18 protein-coding genes are annotated in these 14,123 nt (G+C 62.5%); 9 read left to right on the forward strand and 9 right to left on the reverse strand.

The window, feature by feature from the left end; all coding sequences use genetic code 11:
* Window positions 1-239: 239 nt before the first annotated feature.
* On the reverse strand, window positions 240-1,361 hold the full coding sequence (locus ASE00_RS06255; protein ID WP_056378269.1) for a PQQ-dependent sugar dehydrogenase: 1,122 nt from the start codon (window positions 1,359-1,361) through the stop codon (window positions 240-242).
* Between the two features lie 92 nt (window positions 1,362-1,453).
* Here ASE00_RS06255 and ASE00_RS06260 point away from each other — a divergent pair, with 92 nt between their 5' ends.
* Window positions 1,454-2,215: an HAD family hydrolase gene (locus tag ASE00_RS06260; protein ID WP_056378270.1), complete on the forward strand. Its 762-nt coding sequence runs from the start codon at window positions 1,454-1,456 to the stop codon at window positions 2,213-2,215.
* 6 nt (window positions 2,216-2,221) lie between these two features.
* Here ASE00_RS06260 and ASE00_RS06265 read toward each other — a convergent pair whose 3' ends face one another.
* Entirely contained in the window at window positions 2,222-2,656 is a 435-nt protein-coding gene (locus ASE00_RS06265) for a hypothetical protein (RefSeq protein WP_056379379.1), read from the reverse strand.
* Window positions 2,657-2,855: 199 nt separating this feature from the next.
* Here ASE00_RS06265 and ASE00_RS23330 point away from each other — a divergent pair, with 199 nt between their 5' ends.
* The gene (locus ASE00_RS23330) at window positions 2,856-3,587 is read left to right on the forward strand and encodes a PEPxxWA-CTERM sorting domain-containing protein (protein WP_056378271.1); all 732 of its coding nucleotides are present in this window, start codon (window positions 2,856-2,858) and stop codon (window positions 3,585-3,587) included.
* Here ASE00_RS23330 and ASE00_RS06275 read toward each other — a convergent pair.
* On the reverse strand, window positions 3,523-4,302 hold the full coding sequence (locus ASE00_RS06275; protein WP_056378272.1) for a transglutaminase-like domain-containing protein: 780 nt from the start codon (window positions 4,300-4,302) through the stop codon (window positions 3,523-3,525). The genes ASE00_RS23330 and ASE00_RS06275 overlap by 65 nt on opposite strands.
* A gap of 163 nt (window positions 4,303-4,465) precedes the next feature.
* Here ASE00_RS06275 and ASE00_RS06280 point away from each other — a divergent pair, with 163 nt between their 5' ends.
* A complete protein-coding gene (locus ASE00_RS06280; RefSeq protein WP_056378273.1) occupies window positions 4,466-5,470 on the forward strand; it encodes an SPFH domain-containing protein in 1,005 nt (334 codons plus the stop codon).
* Window positions 5,467-5,913, forward strand: coding sequence for an NfeD family protein (locus ASE00_RS06285; protein ID WP_056378274.1), 447 nt, complete (start codon window positions 5,467-5,469; stop codon window positions 5,911-5,913). The genes ASE00_RS06280 and ASE00_RS06285 overlap by 4 nt, the downstream gene beginning before the upstream one ends.
* Before the next feature lie 25 nt (window positions 5,914-5,938).
* On the opposite strand, the gene ASE00_RS06290 is transcribed toward ASE00_RS06285, so the two are convergent.
* Window positions 5,939-6,238 carry a PilZ domain-containing protein gene (locus tag ASE00_RS06290; RefSeq protein ID WP_235538552.1) on the reverse strand — a complete coding sequence of 100 codons (300 nt, stop codon included), beginning with the start codon at window positions 6,236-6,238 and terminating at the stop codon, window positions 5,939-5,941.
* 101 nt (window positions 6,239-6,339) lie between these two features.
* A complete protein-coding gene (locus ASE00_RS06295; RefSeq protein ID WP_156405292.1) occupies window positions 6,340-6,984 on the reverse strand; it encodes a hypothetical protein in 645 nt (214 codons plus the stop codon).
* Window positions 6,985-7,092: 108 nt separating this feature from the next.
* On the opposite strand from ASE00_RS06295, the gene ASE00_RS06300 reads away from it, so the two are divergent.
* Window positions 7,093-7,599: a hypothetical protein gene (locus tag ASE00_RS06300; protein ID WP_162256413.1), complete on the forward strand. Its 507-nt coding sequence runs from the start codon at window positions 7,093-7,095 to the stop codon at window positions 7,597-7,599.
* A 169-nt stretch (window positions 7,600-7,768) separates the two neighbouring features.
* Here ASE00_RS06300 and ASE00_RS06305 read toward each other — a convergent pair whose 3' ends face one another.
* A complete protein-coding gene (locus ASE00_RS06305) occupies window positions 7,769-8,068 on the reverse strand; it encodes a hypothetical protein (protein ID WP_162256414.1) in 300 nt (99 codons plus the stop codon).
* A gap of 225 nt (window positions 8,069-8,293) precedes the next feature.
* Between ASE00_RS06305 and ASE00_RS06310 the strand changes: the two genes are divergently transcribed.
* From ASE00_RS06310 to ASE00_RS06320, 3 genes are all read left to right on the forward strand, one after another.
* On the forward strand, window positions 8,294-8,560 hold the full coding sequence (locus tag ASE00_RS06310; RefSeq protein WP_056378279.1) for a hypothetical protein: 267 nt from the start codon (window positions 8,294-8,296) through the stop codon (window positions 8,558-8,560).
* Window positions 8,557-8,778 carry a hypothetical protein gene (locus ASE00_RS06315; protein ID WP_056378280.1) on the forward strand — a complete coding sequence of 74 codons (222 nt, stop codon included), beginning with the start codon at window positions 8,557-8,559 and terminating at the stop codon, window positions 8,776-8,778. Before ASE00_RS06310 ends, ASE00_RS06315 begins: the two co-directional genes overlap by 4 nt.
* Before the next feature lie 81 nt (window positions 8,779-8,859).
* Window positions 8,860-9,981 (forward strand): hypothetical protein, encoded by a 1,122-nt coding sequence (locus ASE00_RS06320; protein WP_056379382.1) that lies wholly within the window; start codon window positions 8,860-8,862, stop codon window positions 9,979-9,981.
* 14 nt (window positions 9,982-9,995) lie between these two features.
* Here the strand turns inward: ASE00_RS06320 and ASE00_RS06325 are convergent, their stop codons facing one another.
* Genes ASE00_RS06325 through cysD form a run of 3 tightly spaced genes read right to left on the reverse strand, consistent with a single transcriptional unit; the run spans window position 9,996 to window position 13,557 of the window.
* Entirely contained in the window at window positions 9,996-10,733 is a 738-nt protein-coding gene (locus tag ASE00_RS06325; protein WP_056378281.1) for a 3'(2'),5'-bisphosphate nucleotidase CysQ, read from the reverse strand.
* Window positions 10,733-12,652, reverse strand: coding sequence for a sulfate adenylyltransferase subunit CysN (cysN, locus tag ASE00_RS06330; protein ID WP_056378282.1), 1,920 nt, complete (start codon window positions 12,650-12,652; stop codon window positions 10,733-10,735). Before cysN ends, ASE00_RS06325 begins: the two co-directional genes overlap by 1 nt.
* Window positions 12,652-13,557, reverse strand: a complete 906-nt coding sequence (cysD, locus tag ASE00_RS06335; protein ID WP_056378283.1) for a sulfate adenylyltransferase subunit CysD — start codon at window positions 13,555-13,557, stop codon at window positions 12,652-12,654. Before cysD ends, cysN begins: the two co-directional genes overlap by 1 nt.
* Before the next feature lie 236 nt (window positions 13,558-13,793).
* Here cysD and ASE00_RS06340 point away from each other — a divergent pair, with 236 nt between their 5' ends.
* Window positions 13,794-14,075 carry a hypothetical protein gene (locus tag ASE00_RS06340; RefSeq protein WP_056378284.1) on the forward strand — a complete coding sequence of 94 codons (282 nt, stop codon included), beginning with the start codon at window positions 13,794-13,796 and terminating at the stop codon, window positions 14,073-14,075.
* Window positions 14,076-14,123: the final 48 nt, after the last annotated feature.

Here is a 14,123-nt window from a genome sequence, read left to right on the forward strand (position 1 = left end):
ACAAGCGTGATGGCGAGCGGACGGCTGAAACCCGATAGTTTCACTGAGGAGAGCGGCTTTCGCGCCCAGCCAGATTTCCAGGGAACTTAGCTATGCGCGGCTGCTCGCGCATCATCGCCCACCGGATCTCGGCGCGCGGCGAGGTGCCCTTCCTACGCGTCTATACCGATAATCCAGCTCTATGAAACGCTCGGCTTCGCCATTCGCGCGACGATGAGCGTAACCGTGTTGCACCTTCCCTAGCCCTTCGGCGTGAGCCGGAGCAGCCGTCCGCCTTCCTTGTCTTCCAGCAGATAGACCGCGCCGTCCGGGCCTTGGTTCACCGCCCGGATTCGCTTGCCCATAGCATAGCGCGCCTCTTCCCGCGCGCCGTCCTTGCCCAGATCGACCAGGATCAGCGCTTCACCCGACAATGCGCTGATCAGCGCCTTGCCGTGCCATCGGGGAAACATTCCGCCCGAATAGACCAGCAGGCTCGACGGAGAGATTGACGGGTTCCAGCTGACCTTCGGCGCTTCGAACTCGGGCCTGGCCGGGTGGTCGGGGATATTCCGCCCGTCATAATGGTCGCCGTTCGACACGATCGGCCAACCATAGTTTCGGCCGGGCAGGATCAGGTTGACCTCGTCCCCGCCTTTCGGGCCCATCTCGGCATTCCACAATCGCCCGTTCAGATCGAAGGCGAGGCCGAGCGGGTTGCGATGACCATAGCTCCAGACCGCCGGATCGCCTTTACCGACGAGGGGATTGCCGGGCGCCGGCTTGCCCTCGGCGGTCAGTCGCACAATCTTGCCCAACACACCATTAAGGTCCTGGGCGGGCGTGAACTTCTGTCGCTCGCCCATCGCGAAGAACAGATGGCCATCGGGCGCGAAGGCGATCCGTCCGGCATAATGTCCGCCGCTGATCAGGGGATGCGCCTCGTAGAGGCTAGTCACCCCTTCCAGCCGGGCTCCGTCGAGCCCGCCAGTCAGCTTGCCGCGCGCCAGCACGATTCCATTACGCGAACCGGGTGCTGAATAGCTGAAGTAAACCAGCCGGTTTGACGCGAAGCCAGGGTGGACGACAACTTCGCCCAGCCCGCCCTGTCCGCTTGAATCGACCCGGGGTATGCCAGCCACGATGACCCGCCGCTTCCCGTCAGCAGACAGGAGCAGCATCCTTCCGGCCTTCTCTGTCACGAGAATCTGGCCATCGGGCAGGAAAGTTAGCGCCCAGGGATTATCGAACGTCGCGACCGCCCGAACGTCGAATGGTGGCGCAGTAGCGGCGCGCGCGCCCGTTATCGGCGCCTGTGCCGCCGGTGCCGCGACCGCCGCGGACATGAGCAGCAATCCGCAAAAAGCGCTGAAACGCGGCATGACGATTCACTCCCAAAGCTGATGGCCGATATAGGTTACCAGAGGAGATTTCGAGCAACGGCGCCGAAACGGGTTAGCCTATTATTTACCATGTGCGCATAGCCTCCAATGTTCTGAACGATAGGACCGGCAAGATGTTCACCCTGGAGCAGTTCGATCATTTCCTGTTCGCCTTTGACGGTGTGATCCTCGATTCTGCCGAGTTGACGGTTTCGGCCTTTGGCGAACTCTATGCGGATCATGGCGACGACGTCCGCGGCATGGTCGAAGCCTATCGGCGCGCGCATCCCGGTGAGCCGCGTCATGAGCAAGTCCGCATGCTCCACCGCACGCTCCTCGGGGAAGAACTTTCACCCGCAGAGACAAGCATGGAGTGTGACAAACTGGGCGAGATCATTCTCGACGACATGATCGATTGTCCGCTGATGCCCGATATCGCCGAAGCGCTCCAGCTTCTCAACGCCCGCGGGATCGCCGCCCATATCGTGTCGAGCATGCCGCAGGACGAGCTCCGCACGATCGTCGCCCGCAAGGGTCTCACCCGCCAATTTCGATCGGTGCTGGGCGCGCCGCTATCGCAGGGGATGAACTGCGAAGCGATCTTCGCCGCCAGCCGCGCTGACCGCGCCCGTTGCCTCTTCGTCGGCGCGACGATGGCCGACTACCGCTGTGCCACCAATGTCGGCGTCCCTTTCCTCGAAATAGGGGAATTCGCGACCGCCCCCTTCCCGTTCGGCACCCATGTCACCGAACGCCTGGGCGACCTCTTCCTTGATGTCGCAACTGCGCGACTCGGCCGCGCCTTTCCTCCGTCCGCGCCGGTTGAACTGGGCCGCCGCTTCCGCGCCGTCTGAGCCTTCTCAGCGGCTCGCTTCCCCTGGGCGCAGCTTTCGGGTGGCTTTCCTGTCTTCCCGCGGGGGAACCGTGGTGATCGTAGCCGCATATTCCGCGAACAGCACGAGCAGCCAGATCTCGACACCCCGCCATGCGCCGCTGATGATGCCGGAAAAGACGTCGAGCGCCAGGAAAACCAGCGCGACCATCCGAAACCACGCCATGCTGAACGCCGGCATGTCGGCGCGGGTCGATGCCGTGAACATCATGAAGACGCTGAACAGCCCCGCGATGATCTGCGACGTAAGGGTCGTGGCGATCCGCAACTGATCGAGGGCCGTGATGAACCAGAACAGCCGCGATACCGCATATTGGCTTTGCCGGGTGATCTGACAGAATTTGATGATGAGCGGGACGAACAACGTCTTGCCCACCCAAAGGTCTATGCCGGTCATGCTCATATTCCACGCCATAGCAGTACTTTGGTCTAAGGCTATGCCGATCGATGTTCGTCCATTCTTCCCTTCGGCCTGAAAATCTCTAATCTCATCCGATCGGGCATGAGTGCCCGACCGTGTAACGGGGTCGTGGCGTATGTTCAGAGCAGCTTCTCTCGCGCTTTGTGCGCTATTTGGTTTCACGGCCACCGCTCAATCAGCTGTGATCGTTTCGGTCGAAGCTGCCGGGGTAACCGCCCCAACCCTTTCTGGTTATGATTTCTCGGTGGCCAATCTAGACGGCGCGCCCAATGGTCTGGCGACCATGAGCTTCGCTGGTTCGCCGATCACTGGAACGACGAGCAGCGGCTTCATCAATATCGCAAATGCCAACGTCTATGGTGGCGTCGGCGGCACCGGCCAATATGGCTCGGTCAACGGCAATCCGGCAACCATCCAGCTGTCGCAGAACGTCAACTATTTCGGCCTCTGGGGATCGGCGCTCGACGGTAACAACACGGTCGCTCTCTATAACGACTCCACCCTGCTCGGCACCTATGCCCTTCAGTCGGTCCTGCAATCTTCGTCCGGGTTCGGCAGCAGCTATTACGGCAACCCCTTTGGCGGCGGCAACGGCGGCGAATTATATGCTTTTTTCAATTTCCAGAGTGATAGCGCCTTCAATCGCGTTCAACTCATCCAGAATGGCGGCGGCGGCTTCGAGTTCGACAATCTGACCGTCGGCACCGCCGTCGTGAGCACCGCGCCCGAACCTGCGACCTGGGCCATGATGCTCCTGGGCTTCGGCGCGATCGGCTGGACCCTTAGGCATCGGCGCCCCGCTTCTGCGGCGCGGCGCGGCGCAGCGCACTCACCCGGGCTTGAGGGTCCTAGTCCAAGCGGCGAACCATTATCGACTGTTCGACAAGCTCAGCCGTGCCAAATATCGTCATGAAGGCGATGTCCGTCGCATCGCGCCCCACCGCGATCCGCACCAGACCATCGAGCGGTGCGAGCTGCGTCGGATCGATCAGATACCAGTCGCCCGCCAGCCAGATCTCGACGACCGCGTGAAAGTCCGGCGGATCGAGGTTCCACGCATAGGCGGACACCAGCCGCGCCGGCACCCCCGCCGCGCGGGCGAAGCTCACCAGCAGATGCGCAAAGTCACGGCATACGCCCTGCCGTGACACGAACACGTCGACCGCCGTCGTCGACGCGTCACTCGACCCCGCGCAATAATCGAGATGCTCATATATCCAGCGCGCCATCGCCATGATCTTCGCGCCATGATTGTCGCCCGGAAATTCCCGTTCGACGAACGCCTCGAACCGGTCGGCCTCGCAATAGCGGCTGGGCCAGAGATAGGGGATCACCTCGGGCGGCAATTCACGGCGCGGCGTGATCGGCAACGCGTCGATCGATATCGGACGGCGATCTACGTCTACCTCCGCCGCATAATGTGCGTGGAAGTCGCCGCTCGCACACATCCAGGTTCGGCGGCCGATTCCATCCTCGCCATCGATCGGCCGCATCGGCCCGACGCCATCGACGGTCAGCAAGTCGCTCACCAGCAACTGATCGGGTAACTGCGCCGCCTCGATGGTCAGAAGGACATCGAGGGGTTCCGCCATGCGATATCGCAGGCTGGCATCTATCTTGAGGCGCATGAGCGTCGCTGAATCCTGAAGGGCGTGACTAACCGTAACGGTTTGAAAGCCATTCGTGTCCTTGCGGAGCGTGAGGCCAGCAAGAAAGATCCGGGATGGCGGGTTTTGCTGTCATGCCGCGCGCGACACGCTATCATCCTGCTGCAACTGGGGAGAGCGAAGCATGACGATCGCAGCCTTGTTATTCGCCGCCATCGCGCTGCTGGCGATAATCTTCGTCCTTTCGGCGGTCCTCGTCGTCCGGCAGGGCTATGAATATACGATCGAGCGCTTCGGGCGCTTCACCAAGACCGCGCAGCCCGGCTTCTCGCTGATCATACCTTTCATCGATCGCGTCGGCCGGCGGATCAACATGATGGAACAGGTCCTCGATATCCCGGGGCAGGAGATCATCACCAAGGACAATGCGATGGTCGCGGTCGACGGGGTCGTCTTCTTCCAGGTGCTCGACCCGGTGAAGGCCGCCTATGAGGTATCGGATCTCTATCGCGCGCTGCTCCAACTCACCACGACCAACCTGCGCACGGTGATGGGCTCGATGGATCTGGACGAGACGCTGTCGAAGCGGGACGAGATCAACGCCCGCCTGCTCAGCGTGGTCGATCACGCGACCGTCGCCTGGGGCGTCAAGCTCACCCGCGTCGAGCTGAAGGACATCCGCCCGCCCGCCGACATCGTCAACGCGATGGGCCGCCAGATGAAGGCCGAGCGCGAGAAACGCGCCCTGATCCTTGAATCCGAAGGTCAGCGCGCGTCCGAAATCCTCAAGGCCGAGGGGCAGAAGCAAAGCCAGATCCTCCAGGCCGAGGGCCGCCGCGAAAGTGCCTTTCGCGACGCCGAAGCCCGCGAACGCGCGGCGGAGGCCGAAGCCAACGCCACCCGCGTCGTGTCCGAAGCGATCGAGAATGGCGAGGCGCTGGCGATCAACTATTTCGTCGCGCAGAAATATGTCGAGGCGGTGAGCAAGTTCGCCACCTCGCCCAACGCCAAGACGATCCTCTTCCCGGTCGAAGCAACCCAGCTGATCGGCACGATCGGCGGCATCGGCGCGCTCGCCAAGGCCGCCCTGGGCGATGACGGCACACCGCCGCCGGCCCCCACTCGCGCCAAGGGGTCGCCACGCGCCGCCGTGAGCGTGCCGACGACTCCGCCGGATAACGCCGCATGAGCGACATCATCACGCTGATCGACCTGCGCTGGGGATGGTGGATAGCCGCCGTGATCCTAGCGGCGGCCGAGATATTCGTGCCCGGCGTCTTCCTGATCTGGCTGGCGCTCGCCGCGATCGTGACGGGCGTCGTTGCCCTGCTGTTCGATCCGCCGCTGGCGGTCGACCTCGCCGTCTTCGCGGTCGCGTCGGTGGCCTCGATCTACATCGGCGGCAACATCTACCGTCGCAGCGCCCAAACGCCCGAGCCCCTGCTCAACAACCGCGCGGCGCGGATGATCGGCATGCGGGTGACGATCTGCGAAGCTCTGATAGCGGGCCAGGGACGGGCCACCGACGGCGATAGTTTCTGGTCGGCCAATGGGCCCGACATGCCCGTCGGCACCATTGCCACCGTGGTGGCGGTGGAAGGTAATAGTCTGGTCGTCGAATCGGCGGCCTGAGCGGGTCAGGCCGCCCGCGCCCGGATCAGGCGTGACCCTGTTGAAAGATCGTGGACAGATCACTTTCCTTGATCGGATCGAGGAACTGGCAGCCCGCCTCGAAATCCTTGGACCACATGATCTTGGCGCGAACCGTACCCGTATAAGGCAGCTTCAGCGTGATCATCGTCGCGGGCGGAAGGTCGCAATAGACCTCCAGCCGCGCGCCGCGCGTCGTTATATCCACAATGCGGCACAAGGCGCGCTCAGGCATCCCGCCGGTGCCGTACCGGCTGCGGATATCCGCCGGCAGCCGCTCTTCGGCCCGGCGCGAACGCCCTATCACGGAAACTTCGGACGAAATCATCGGCGGTCCCTCAATTGAGACTTATGGCTAACACGCCGTTCATTACGTTATGGTAAAGGCCATCCGGTCCTAGTTGCGATTCATGTGAGTGCGGCGAGGCCCAGCACGGCGGCCTCGATCCGCCGCAAAGCCTCTGCATCCGGGGCGGCTTTCTGCCGCCGCGCCTGGATCAGCCGATCGAGCCACAGCGGCCCGAACTCGAAATGATGATCGATACAAAGACTCTCCACGGCCTTGCGGACATCGCGCCCGCAATCGTCTAGGATGGCCAGCCGCCGGTTGAGCGCGGCCTCCAGGTTCGCCGCCCGCTCGATATCGCTTGCCGTAATCGATCGGACGACGCCGCGCCCGGCCATCTCGCGATAGAGCCCGCCGCTCGGCGCAAGTTCGGCATAATGCGCCCAATATAGCTTGAACAAAATTCGCCCCGCATCGCGCAACGCCTCCGCGCTGCGCGCCGGATGGGCAAGCAGCCCGGCCAGCCAGGCGCGGCCGATCGCATCGACCGCCTGGCTATGATCACCACCGCCAATCGCTTCCACCGCTTCCTCCGCCCGGCCCTGCTGCCATAGCCTCGCCGCCTGGGGATCGAGCGCTCCCGCTCGCCGGGCGCGATGTAGCCGGAGTTCTGCGGTTCCCCGGTCGGCGCGGAGCCTCGCCGTCGCAATCAGCCGTCCCGACTTATCTCGCGCGCCCGACTTACGCTTCCTGCCCGCTCTCGCCATGTCGTCACCTCGCTTATCAACAAATTCGTTGCACAATTTCGCACAAGTTTTACGGGTAATCGGACAATCCCGTTTCCGGTGGACAGCATGGCCCTTCCTTATGAACGCATGCGCGCTCTGCGTGCCCGCTCCGGACTGTCGATGCGCAGCTTCGCTGCCCTGCTCGGCAGTCCGCTCGACACCCGCTACGCTTATTATGAGGAAAAACGCTTCACCGGCCTGCTTCCTATCGATGCCGCGCGACAGATCGCCGCGGCGCTTCAACCTTATGGCGTCGAGCCGGCCGACGTTCTGGCGCTCGCCGGCCTGTCCCCTGCAGAGCGCGCTGGTGAAGTCTCGGCCATCGAACCGGCCGTCCAATATATCCGCCTCGATGTCGCCCTCCCTAATGCAGACGCTTTGACCCGCATGTTCGAAACCATGCTGGAAAAGGAAGTGCCGGCGGAGCAGCGGGACGCGCTCGCGCGAAGTCTCGCTCTGCGCTTGCCAGCCGCGCTTCAGCGCGCCTCAGTGTCGCCGCCCGTTCCGGTGCGGGATGCAGCGCCGCCTCCCGCCGCAGACGTTCGGCCGCGCGCCAGGCATCATCAGCCTCGCCCGCCAGTATCGCGCATCTGATATCGCATGCCGGGCATGCGATCTCGCAGCCCGGAGACGCCCGGTAGGCTGGTTTCCCCATAATCCGACTCGCTGAATTGTTCCCGTTATGTTCTAACGGTCATTCCCTACAAGTCTAGGATTTTTCCTATCGCCGCTTCCAACAAACCGGCGGGCCAAGCAGCATCGATTAGATAATGCGCGGAACTTCGCGAACGTGGCGATAGGGAGCACTGTCCGAAACCGGCGGAACGGACTGAGAAACCGGAACGGCGACCGACATCACATTGATCGGCAGATAAGGTTGCTGCGGCTCGTTGACGCTGACGGACTTTATCTCGGCGGGAATTGGCGGAGCCATCATCCACGACGGCGGCGCCATCTTCGGCTGGGGCGCTGGCTCGACCAAACGAAGGAAGGGACGCTGTTGCGCCTCGACCACAGGATAGTCAGCCATGTTCAGTACTGCGTTGGCCATGATGCCGTCCACCGAATCAGCGGACTATCGCGCCCGCCCCGCCTCTCTGCGCCGATATCGTGACCAAGAAAATAGGACTCACACTGAAGTTACAATTGTTGACAACGAGCGGTTTAAACGGCGCATTTTCTCGTTAAATTTTGTTACATGCCGCTATTGCCTACAATCGCTTAACCAAGATTCTGATTGACATTTGTGCAATATTCTTGTACAGCGAACGCTCATTCGGGAGCAAAGATGGACCTGCCTTGCTCATTGGACGGCTCGTGTCGGGAGGTCGTCGAAATCGATGCGCTGGTGCGCGCGCTCGGTAACCTGCGCCACTGGTCGGGTACTGCGGCGTCGCGCAGCAGCTACGCAGACGATCAGGGCCGCCGCCTTTTCGCCACGGCCGGGCGGCTGCGGGAGGAAGCCTGGATCGACAGCCTGGCCGCCGCCTATCGCCTGTTCGAGATCGACGCCATCCATGACAGCTGGATCGCGGCCGGGGGGCGCCCGGCATGAATTTGAGCCATCAGCTTGCCGAACTTCTCGCGGGTATCGAACGGGCCGATGCGCAAGCGCGCGGCCATGACGGGGCGAACGGCGACCGAGACCATCACGCTGAAGCCGCGCAACGCGCGGACGAAGCCGCCGAAGCCGGACGTAAAGCAGCGCGCACCCTGATCGAGGGTGCCTTTCCCGGCATCAGCTGGTCAATGATCGAGCGCGCATCTCTCTAAACTGCCGACAAATCATTTACATTACTCGATAAGTATCTGTAAGATTTGGGCGATCTGTTAGCTTATGGATCGCTAGATCAGGTGCGCAAATCCGTTCGACCGGCCGGGAGCCGCAGCCTCCTCATCGCGACCAATCACCTCCAGCATATTGCCGGATCGGAAGTCGTTGCGCTCGAGCTGGCGCAACATTTCCAGGCGCTGGGATGCAACGTCACGACGTTCGCCAACTGGGTCGGCAGGCCGATGAGCGCCCTGATCGAATCTGTCACGGGCGCGCCGCCGATCACCGATCCCGCCCGCATACGGCCGTTCGCCTATGACATTGTCTATGCCCAGCATCAGGTGCTCGGGCTGTTCGATTATGGCCCTTCGGACAGAGACAGGTCGGACACGCGGATCATAATCGGTCGTCTTTCACGGCGCGTATTCCTGGAAAGCGGAGCGTGGCTTCATGACCGATTGCTGGCCGATCATGTTCTCGCCAATTCTGCATTGACGGCAGAGCACCTCGTCGCAATGGGCCATGATGGCCCGATCACCAGCTTTCTCAACGCCGCGCCTGCCGGTTTCTTTCGGCCCTTCATCGCAAAACCGCCCTCCCCGCGCCGCGCGCTTGTGGTCACCAACCACGCCGATCCGGCGTTGATGGAAGCGATCGGGTTGCTGCGGCAGAATATGTCGGTCCATCATGTCGGCCATGGCGGGGACGAGGTCACGCTCATCACGCCGCAGATGATCGCCGATGCCGATGTGGTCATCTCGATCGGCAAGACGGTGCCTTATGCGTTAGTCAGCCGCGTACCGGTCTACATTTATGACCATTTTGGTGGGCCGGGCTATCTCGACCGGATCAATGTCGACATGGCCGCGCGTTTCAACTTCACCGGCCGATGCTGCGGACGCCGCCTCTCGGGCGCACAGATCGCCGCCGAGATCATCGGCAATTACGCCAAGGGCGTCGCCTTCGCGCGCGATATGCCGCAAGCCTGGGTCGACCGATATTCCCTGCCCCGCTATCTCGACCTGCTGCTCGAACCGCCGCTGATGTCCAACGCGGCGAAGCGGCAGAGAATGAGAGAGCACAGGTTCCTCATCCAGGAGCGCCAGATGGCCGCTTATATGCGCTGGTCCTACATCAAACGCCAACAGCTCACACAGGAAATCAGCGTTCTGAAGAACGACCGTTCGGTGCGGCCTTCCTGACCTCCGCAATCCTGTCAGGCTGGCGACGTCTCCTTGACGAGGCGTAGCACCTCATCAGCCAGGTCGGTCGGGCAGATCAGGAGGTCAGGCAGCCATGGATTGGGATGGTTGTAGGTGAGCGGCGCTCCATCGATCCGCGAGCAGTGTAGCCCTGCGGCCTGCGCGACCGCGACCGGCGCGCAATTGTCCCATTCATATTGACCGCCCGAATGGAGATAGATGTCGGCCTCGCCGCGCACCACCGCCATCGCCTTGGCGCCTGCCGAACCCATCGGCACCAGCTCGGCGCCCAGGCTCTCGGCGACCGCAACCGCTTCCGCCGCGGGCCGGGTACGGCTGACCAGCATACGCAGCCTTTCCGGGCGCGGTGCGAGCGGAAGCGGATGCTCCGAATCGAGGGTCACGCCCAGCCCCGGCAGTGCCACCGCGCCGACGCTCGCCTTCCCGGCGACAGCCACCGCGATATGAACCGCCCAGTCGCTGCGGCCTTCGCCATATTCGCGGGTGCCGTCGAGCGGATCGACGATCCAGACGCGCTCCGCTTGGCAGCGCGCCACATCATTGACCTCTTCTTCGGACAGGATGGCGTCGGCGGGCCGTTCGCGGCGCAGCGTCTCCATGATGAAGGCGTTGGCGATGCGATCGCCCTCCACGCCCATCGCCTTGCCCTCGAAACGGCCCGACGCCCGCAAGTCGAGCAGCATCCGCCCCGCGGCGTTCGCAATGTGGATCGCAAGTTCGGAATCGGTCATCAGCCCTGCCCCAGCAGCTGGTCGATGATCAGGTCGGCAGCCTGTTCGGGCGACAGCTTGGCGGTGTCGATCCGGATCTCGGGCTGTTCGGGCGCTTCATAGGGGCTGTCGATGCCCGTGAAGTTCCGGAGCTCACCGGCCCGCGCCTTCTTGTAAAGGCCCTTCACGTCTCGCTTCTCCGCATCCGCCAGACTGGTGTCGATGTGCACCTCGATGAACTCGCCCGGCGCCATCATCGCGCGCACCATCTCGCGCTCGGCGCGGAAAGGCGAAATGAAGGCGGTGATGACGATCAGGCCCGCATCGGTCATCAGTCGCGCCACTTCCCCCACCCGGCGGATATTCTCGACCCGGTCGGCATCAGTGAAGCCGAGATCCTTGTTGAGGCCGTGACGGACATTGTCGCCGTCGAGGAGGAAGGTGTGGCGGTTCATCCGCGTCAGCTTCTTCTCAACGATATTGGCGATGGTCGACTTGCCTGCACCCGACAGGCCGGTGAACCAGAGGACCGCGGCCTTTTGATTCTTCAGGTCGGCGCGCTTCTCGCGGGTGATGTCCATCGCCTGCCAATGGACGTTCTGCGACCGGCGCAGCGAGAAATGGATTATCCCCGCGGCAACGGTGGCGTTGGTGATCTTGTCGATCAGGATGAAGCCGCCCAGGCTGCGATTGTCGGCATAGCTTTCGAAGACCAGGGGCCGGTCGGTCGACAGGTTGGCAACGCCAATCGCGTTGAGTTCCAGCGTCTTCGCCGCCAAATGCTCCATCGTGTTGACGTTGACCTGATATTTGGGCGCCTGAACCGAGGCGGTGACGGTTTGCGCCCCGAGCTTCAGCCAATAGGGCCGCCCCGGGAGCATCGCCTCGTCTGACATCCAGACAATCGTCGTCTCGAACTGGTCGGCGACCTGCGGCGGGCTGTCGGCGATCGCGATCACGTCCCCACGCGAGCAATCGATCTCGTCGGCGAGCGTCAACGTCACCGATTGACCGGCTATGGCCTCGTCCAGATCCCCGCTCAGGGTGACGATGCGATCGACGGTCGAGGTCTTGCCCGAAGGTAGGACCCGGATCTTGTCGCCAGGCCTCACGGTGCCCGAAGCGATCAGCCCCGAAAAGCCACGGAAATCGAGATTGGGCCGGTTGACCCACTGCACCGGCATGCGCAGCGCCTTCGCCTGATCGGAAATCTGGTCGACCTCGACGGTCTCCAGATGCTCCATCAGCGTCGGCCCCTTGTACCAGGGGGTGTTCTCTGACAGCGCCGTGATGTTGTCGCCCTTGAAGCCGGAAATCGGCATCGGCACGAATGCTTCAATTCCGATCGATTTCGCAAAGACCGTATAGTCCTCGACGATATCGTCGAAGACCTTCTGGTCATAACCGACCAAATCCATCTTGTTGACCGCGAGCACCAGGTTCCTGATGCCGATCAGATGCGCCAGATAGCTGTGCCGCCGCGTCTGGGTCAGCACGCCCTTGCGCGCATCGATGAGGATCACGGCCAGGTCGGCAGTCGACGCGCCGGTCACCATGTTGCGGGTATATTGCTCGTGTCCCGGCGTATCTGCGACGATGAACTTGCGCTTCTCGGTCGAGAAGAAGCGATAGGCGACGTCGATGGTGATGCCCTGCTCGCGCTCGGCGGCAAGTCCGTCGACCAGGAGGGCGAAGTCGATTTCCTGCCCCTGGGTGCCCACCCGCTTGCTGTCCGCCTCGAGTGCGGCAAGCTGGTCCTCGAAGATCATCTTCGAATCATAGAGAAGGCGTCCGATCAGCGTCGACTTGCCGTCGTCCACCGATCCGCAGGTGATGAAGCGCAGCAGGGTCTTGTGCTGGTGCTGATCGAGATAGGCGTCGATATCCTGGGCGATCAGCTTGTCGACCTGATAGGCGCTCTCTTGAAGCGTCTCGGTCATCAGAAATACCCTTCCTGCTTCTTCTTCTCCATACCGGCACCGCCGGCGTCCTTGTCGATCGCGCGCCCCTGCCGCTCCGACGTCGTCGTCAGCAGCATTTCCTGGATCACCTCGGGCAAGGTCGACGCCTCGCTCTCGACCGCGCCGGTCAGAGGATAGCAACCGAGCGTGCGGAAGCGGATCGACCGGTCGACCGGCACCTCGCCGGGCTTCAAGGGGAAGCGATCGTCGTCGACCATCAGCAGCATGCCGTCACGCTCGACCGTGGGGCGCTTGGCTGCGAAGTAAAGCGGCACGATCGGCACGTCGTTGAGCTGGATATATTGCCAGATGTCGAGTTCGGTCCAGTTGGAGATCGGAAAGACGCGGATGCTTTCGCCCTTCGCCTTCTTGGCGTTGTACAGGTTCCACAGCTCGGGCCGCTGGTTCTTCGGGTCCCAGCCGTGCGAAGCCGTGCGGAACGAGAATATCCGCTCCTTCGCCCGGCTTTTCTCCTCGTCGCGCCGCGCGCCGCCGAACGCCGCATCGAACCCATATTTGTCGAGCGCCTGCTTCAGCCCCTCGGTCTTCCACATATCGGTGTGCAGCGCGCCATGGTCGAACGGGTTGATCCCGCGCTCGATCGCCTCGGGGTTTTGATAGACCAGCAACTCCATGCCGCTCTCGCGCGCCATCCGGTCGCGCAATTCATACATGGCCCTGAACTTCCACGTCGTGTCGACATGCAGCAGTGGAAATGGCGGCGGCGACGGATAAAAGGCTTTGCGGGCGAGATGCAGCATCACCGCGGAATCCTTGCCCACCGAATAAAGCATCACCGGCCGTTCGCACTCGGCGACGACTTCACGCATGATGTGGATGCTCTCGGCCTCGAGCCGCTCCAGATGAGTCATGTTAATTGCCATGCTGCGCCACTAGCCAAGCCCCGCTCCGCACGCCCCAAATTAAATATTGGAAAGCGATAAGCAAATGTGCGGCTGGCGGCCGCACGGCCCTCGCTTCGAAATGGATCAATTGGTGATAGTGCCATGCGCCAGCCATGCTATCCCTGCTGCTCTGCGGCGGGCCGGGGGGCGGCGTTGTGAGACATTATGCGGGATTCGCGGTTGCGATATCGGCACTCTTGCTAACGGCGTGCGACATGACGGTGGCGGTGAAAGGCGTTCTCGGCGCCGATGAAGCGCTTTCGGGTTCGCTGACCCAGTATAGCGATGGCGGCACGATCGAACTGTTCGGAGGCGCCCGCACCCATTGCGTCGGCAGTTTCACCTATAAGCGCGGCGCAAAGGACGCCCTATTCGGGCGAGGCATGCTGGTCTGCGACGATCGGCGCTCTGGGCCGTTCAGTTTCGCGCTGAAAGGCATGAAACATGGCTCGGGAACGGGCACGCTCTCAGGCCAGCCTTACAGCTTCACCTTCTGATCCTCATAATTCTAAAATGACTCGGGCCGCCGGGAAGGGCTGGAGTCC

Origin of the sequence: Sphingomonas sp. Root710 (genome assembly GCF_001429065.1) — a bacterium.
In the GTDB taxonomy this organism is placed as follows: Bacteria; Pseudomonadota; Alphaproteobacteria; order Sphingomonadales; family Sphingomonadaceae; genus Rhizorhabdus.

Excerpts from the sequence above, each read along its gene's own strand:
- cysD (WP_056378283.1), bottom strand. The coding sequence starts at position 13,557 with ATGGCAATTAACATGACTCATCTGGAGCGGCTCGAGGCCGAGAGCATC.
- ASE00_RS06340 (WP_056378284.1), top strand. The coding sequence starts at position 13,794 with ATGACGGTGGCGGTGAAAGGCGTTCTCGGCGCCGATGAAGCGCTTTCG.
- ASE00_RS06325 (WP_056378281.1), bottom strand. The coding sequence starts at position 10,733 with ATGACCGATTCCGAACTTGCGATCCACATTGCGAACGCCGCGGGGCGG.
- ASE00_RS06280 (WP_056378273.1), top strand. The coding sequence starts at position 4,466 with ATGACGATCGCAGCCTTGTTATTCGCCGCCATCGCGCTGCTGGCGATA.
- ASE00_RS06255 (WP_056378269.1), bottom strand. The coding sequence starts at position 1,361 with ATGCCGCGTTTCAGCGCTTTTTGCGGATTGCTGCTCATGTCCGCGGCG.
- ASE00_RS06300 (WP_162256413.1), top strand. The coding sequence starts at position 7,093 with ATGCGCGCTCTGCGTGCCCGCTCCGGACTGTCGATGCGCAGCTTCGCT.
- ASE00_RS06275 (WP_056378272.1), bottom strand. The coding sequence starts at position 4,302 with ATGCGCCTCAAGATAGATGCCAGCCTGCGATATCGCATGGCGGAACCC.
- ASE00_RS06310 (WP_056378279.1), top strand. The coding sequence starts at position 8,294 with ATGGACCTGCCTTGCTCATTGGACGGCTCGTGTCGGGAGGTCGTCGAA.
- ASE00_RS06315 (WP_056378280.1), top strand. The coding sequence starts at position 8,557 with ATGAATTTGAGCCATCAGCTTGCCGAACTTCTCGCGGGTATCGAACGG.
- cysN (WP_056378282.1), bottom strand. The coding sequence starts at position 12,652 with ATGACCGAGACGCTTCAAGAGAGCGCCTATCAGGTCGACAAGCTGATC.
- ASE00_RS06265 (WP_056379379.1), bottom strand. The coding sequence starts at position 2,656 with ATGAGCATGACCGGCATAGACCTTTGGGTGGGCAAGACGTTGTTCGTC.
- ASE00_RS06295 (WP_156405292.1), bottom strand. The coding sequence starts at position 6,984 with ATGGCGAGAGCGGGCAGGAAGCGTAAGTCGGGCGCGCGAGATAAGTCG.
- ASE00_RS06285 (WP_056378274.1), top strand. The coding sequence starts at position 5,467 with ATGAGCGACATCATCACGCTGATCGACCTGCGCTGGGGATGGTGGATA.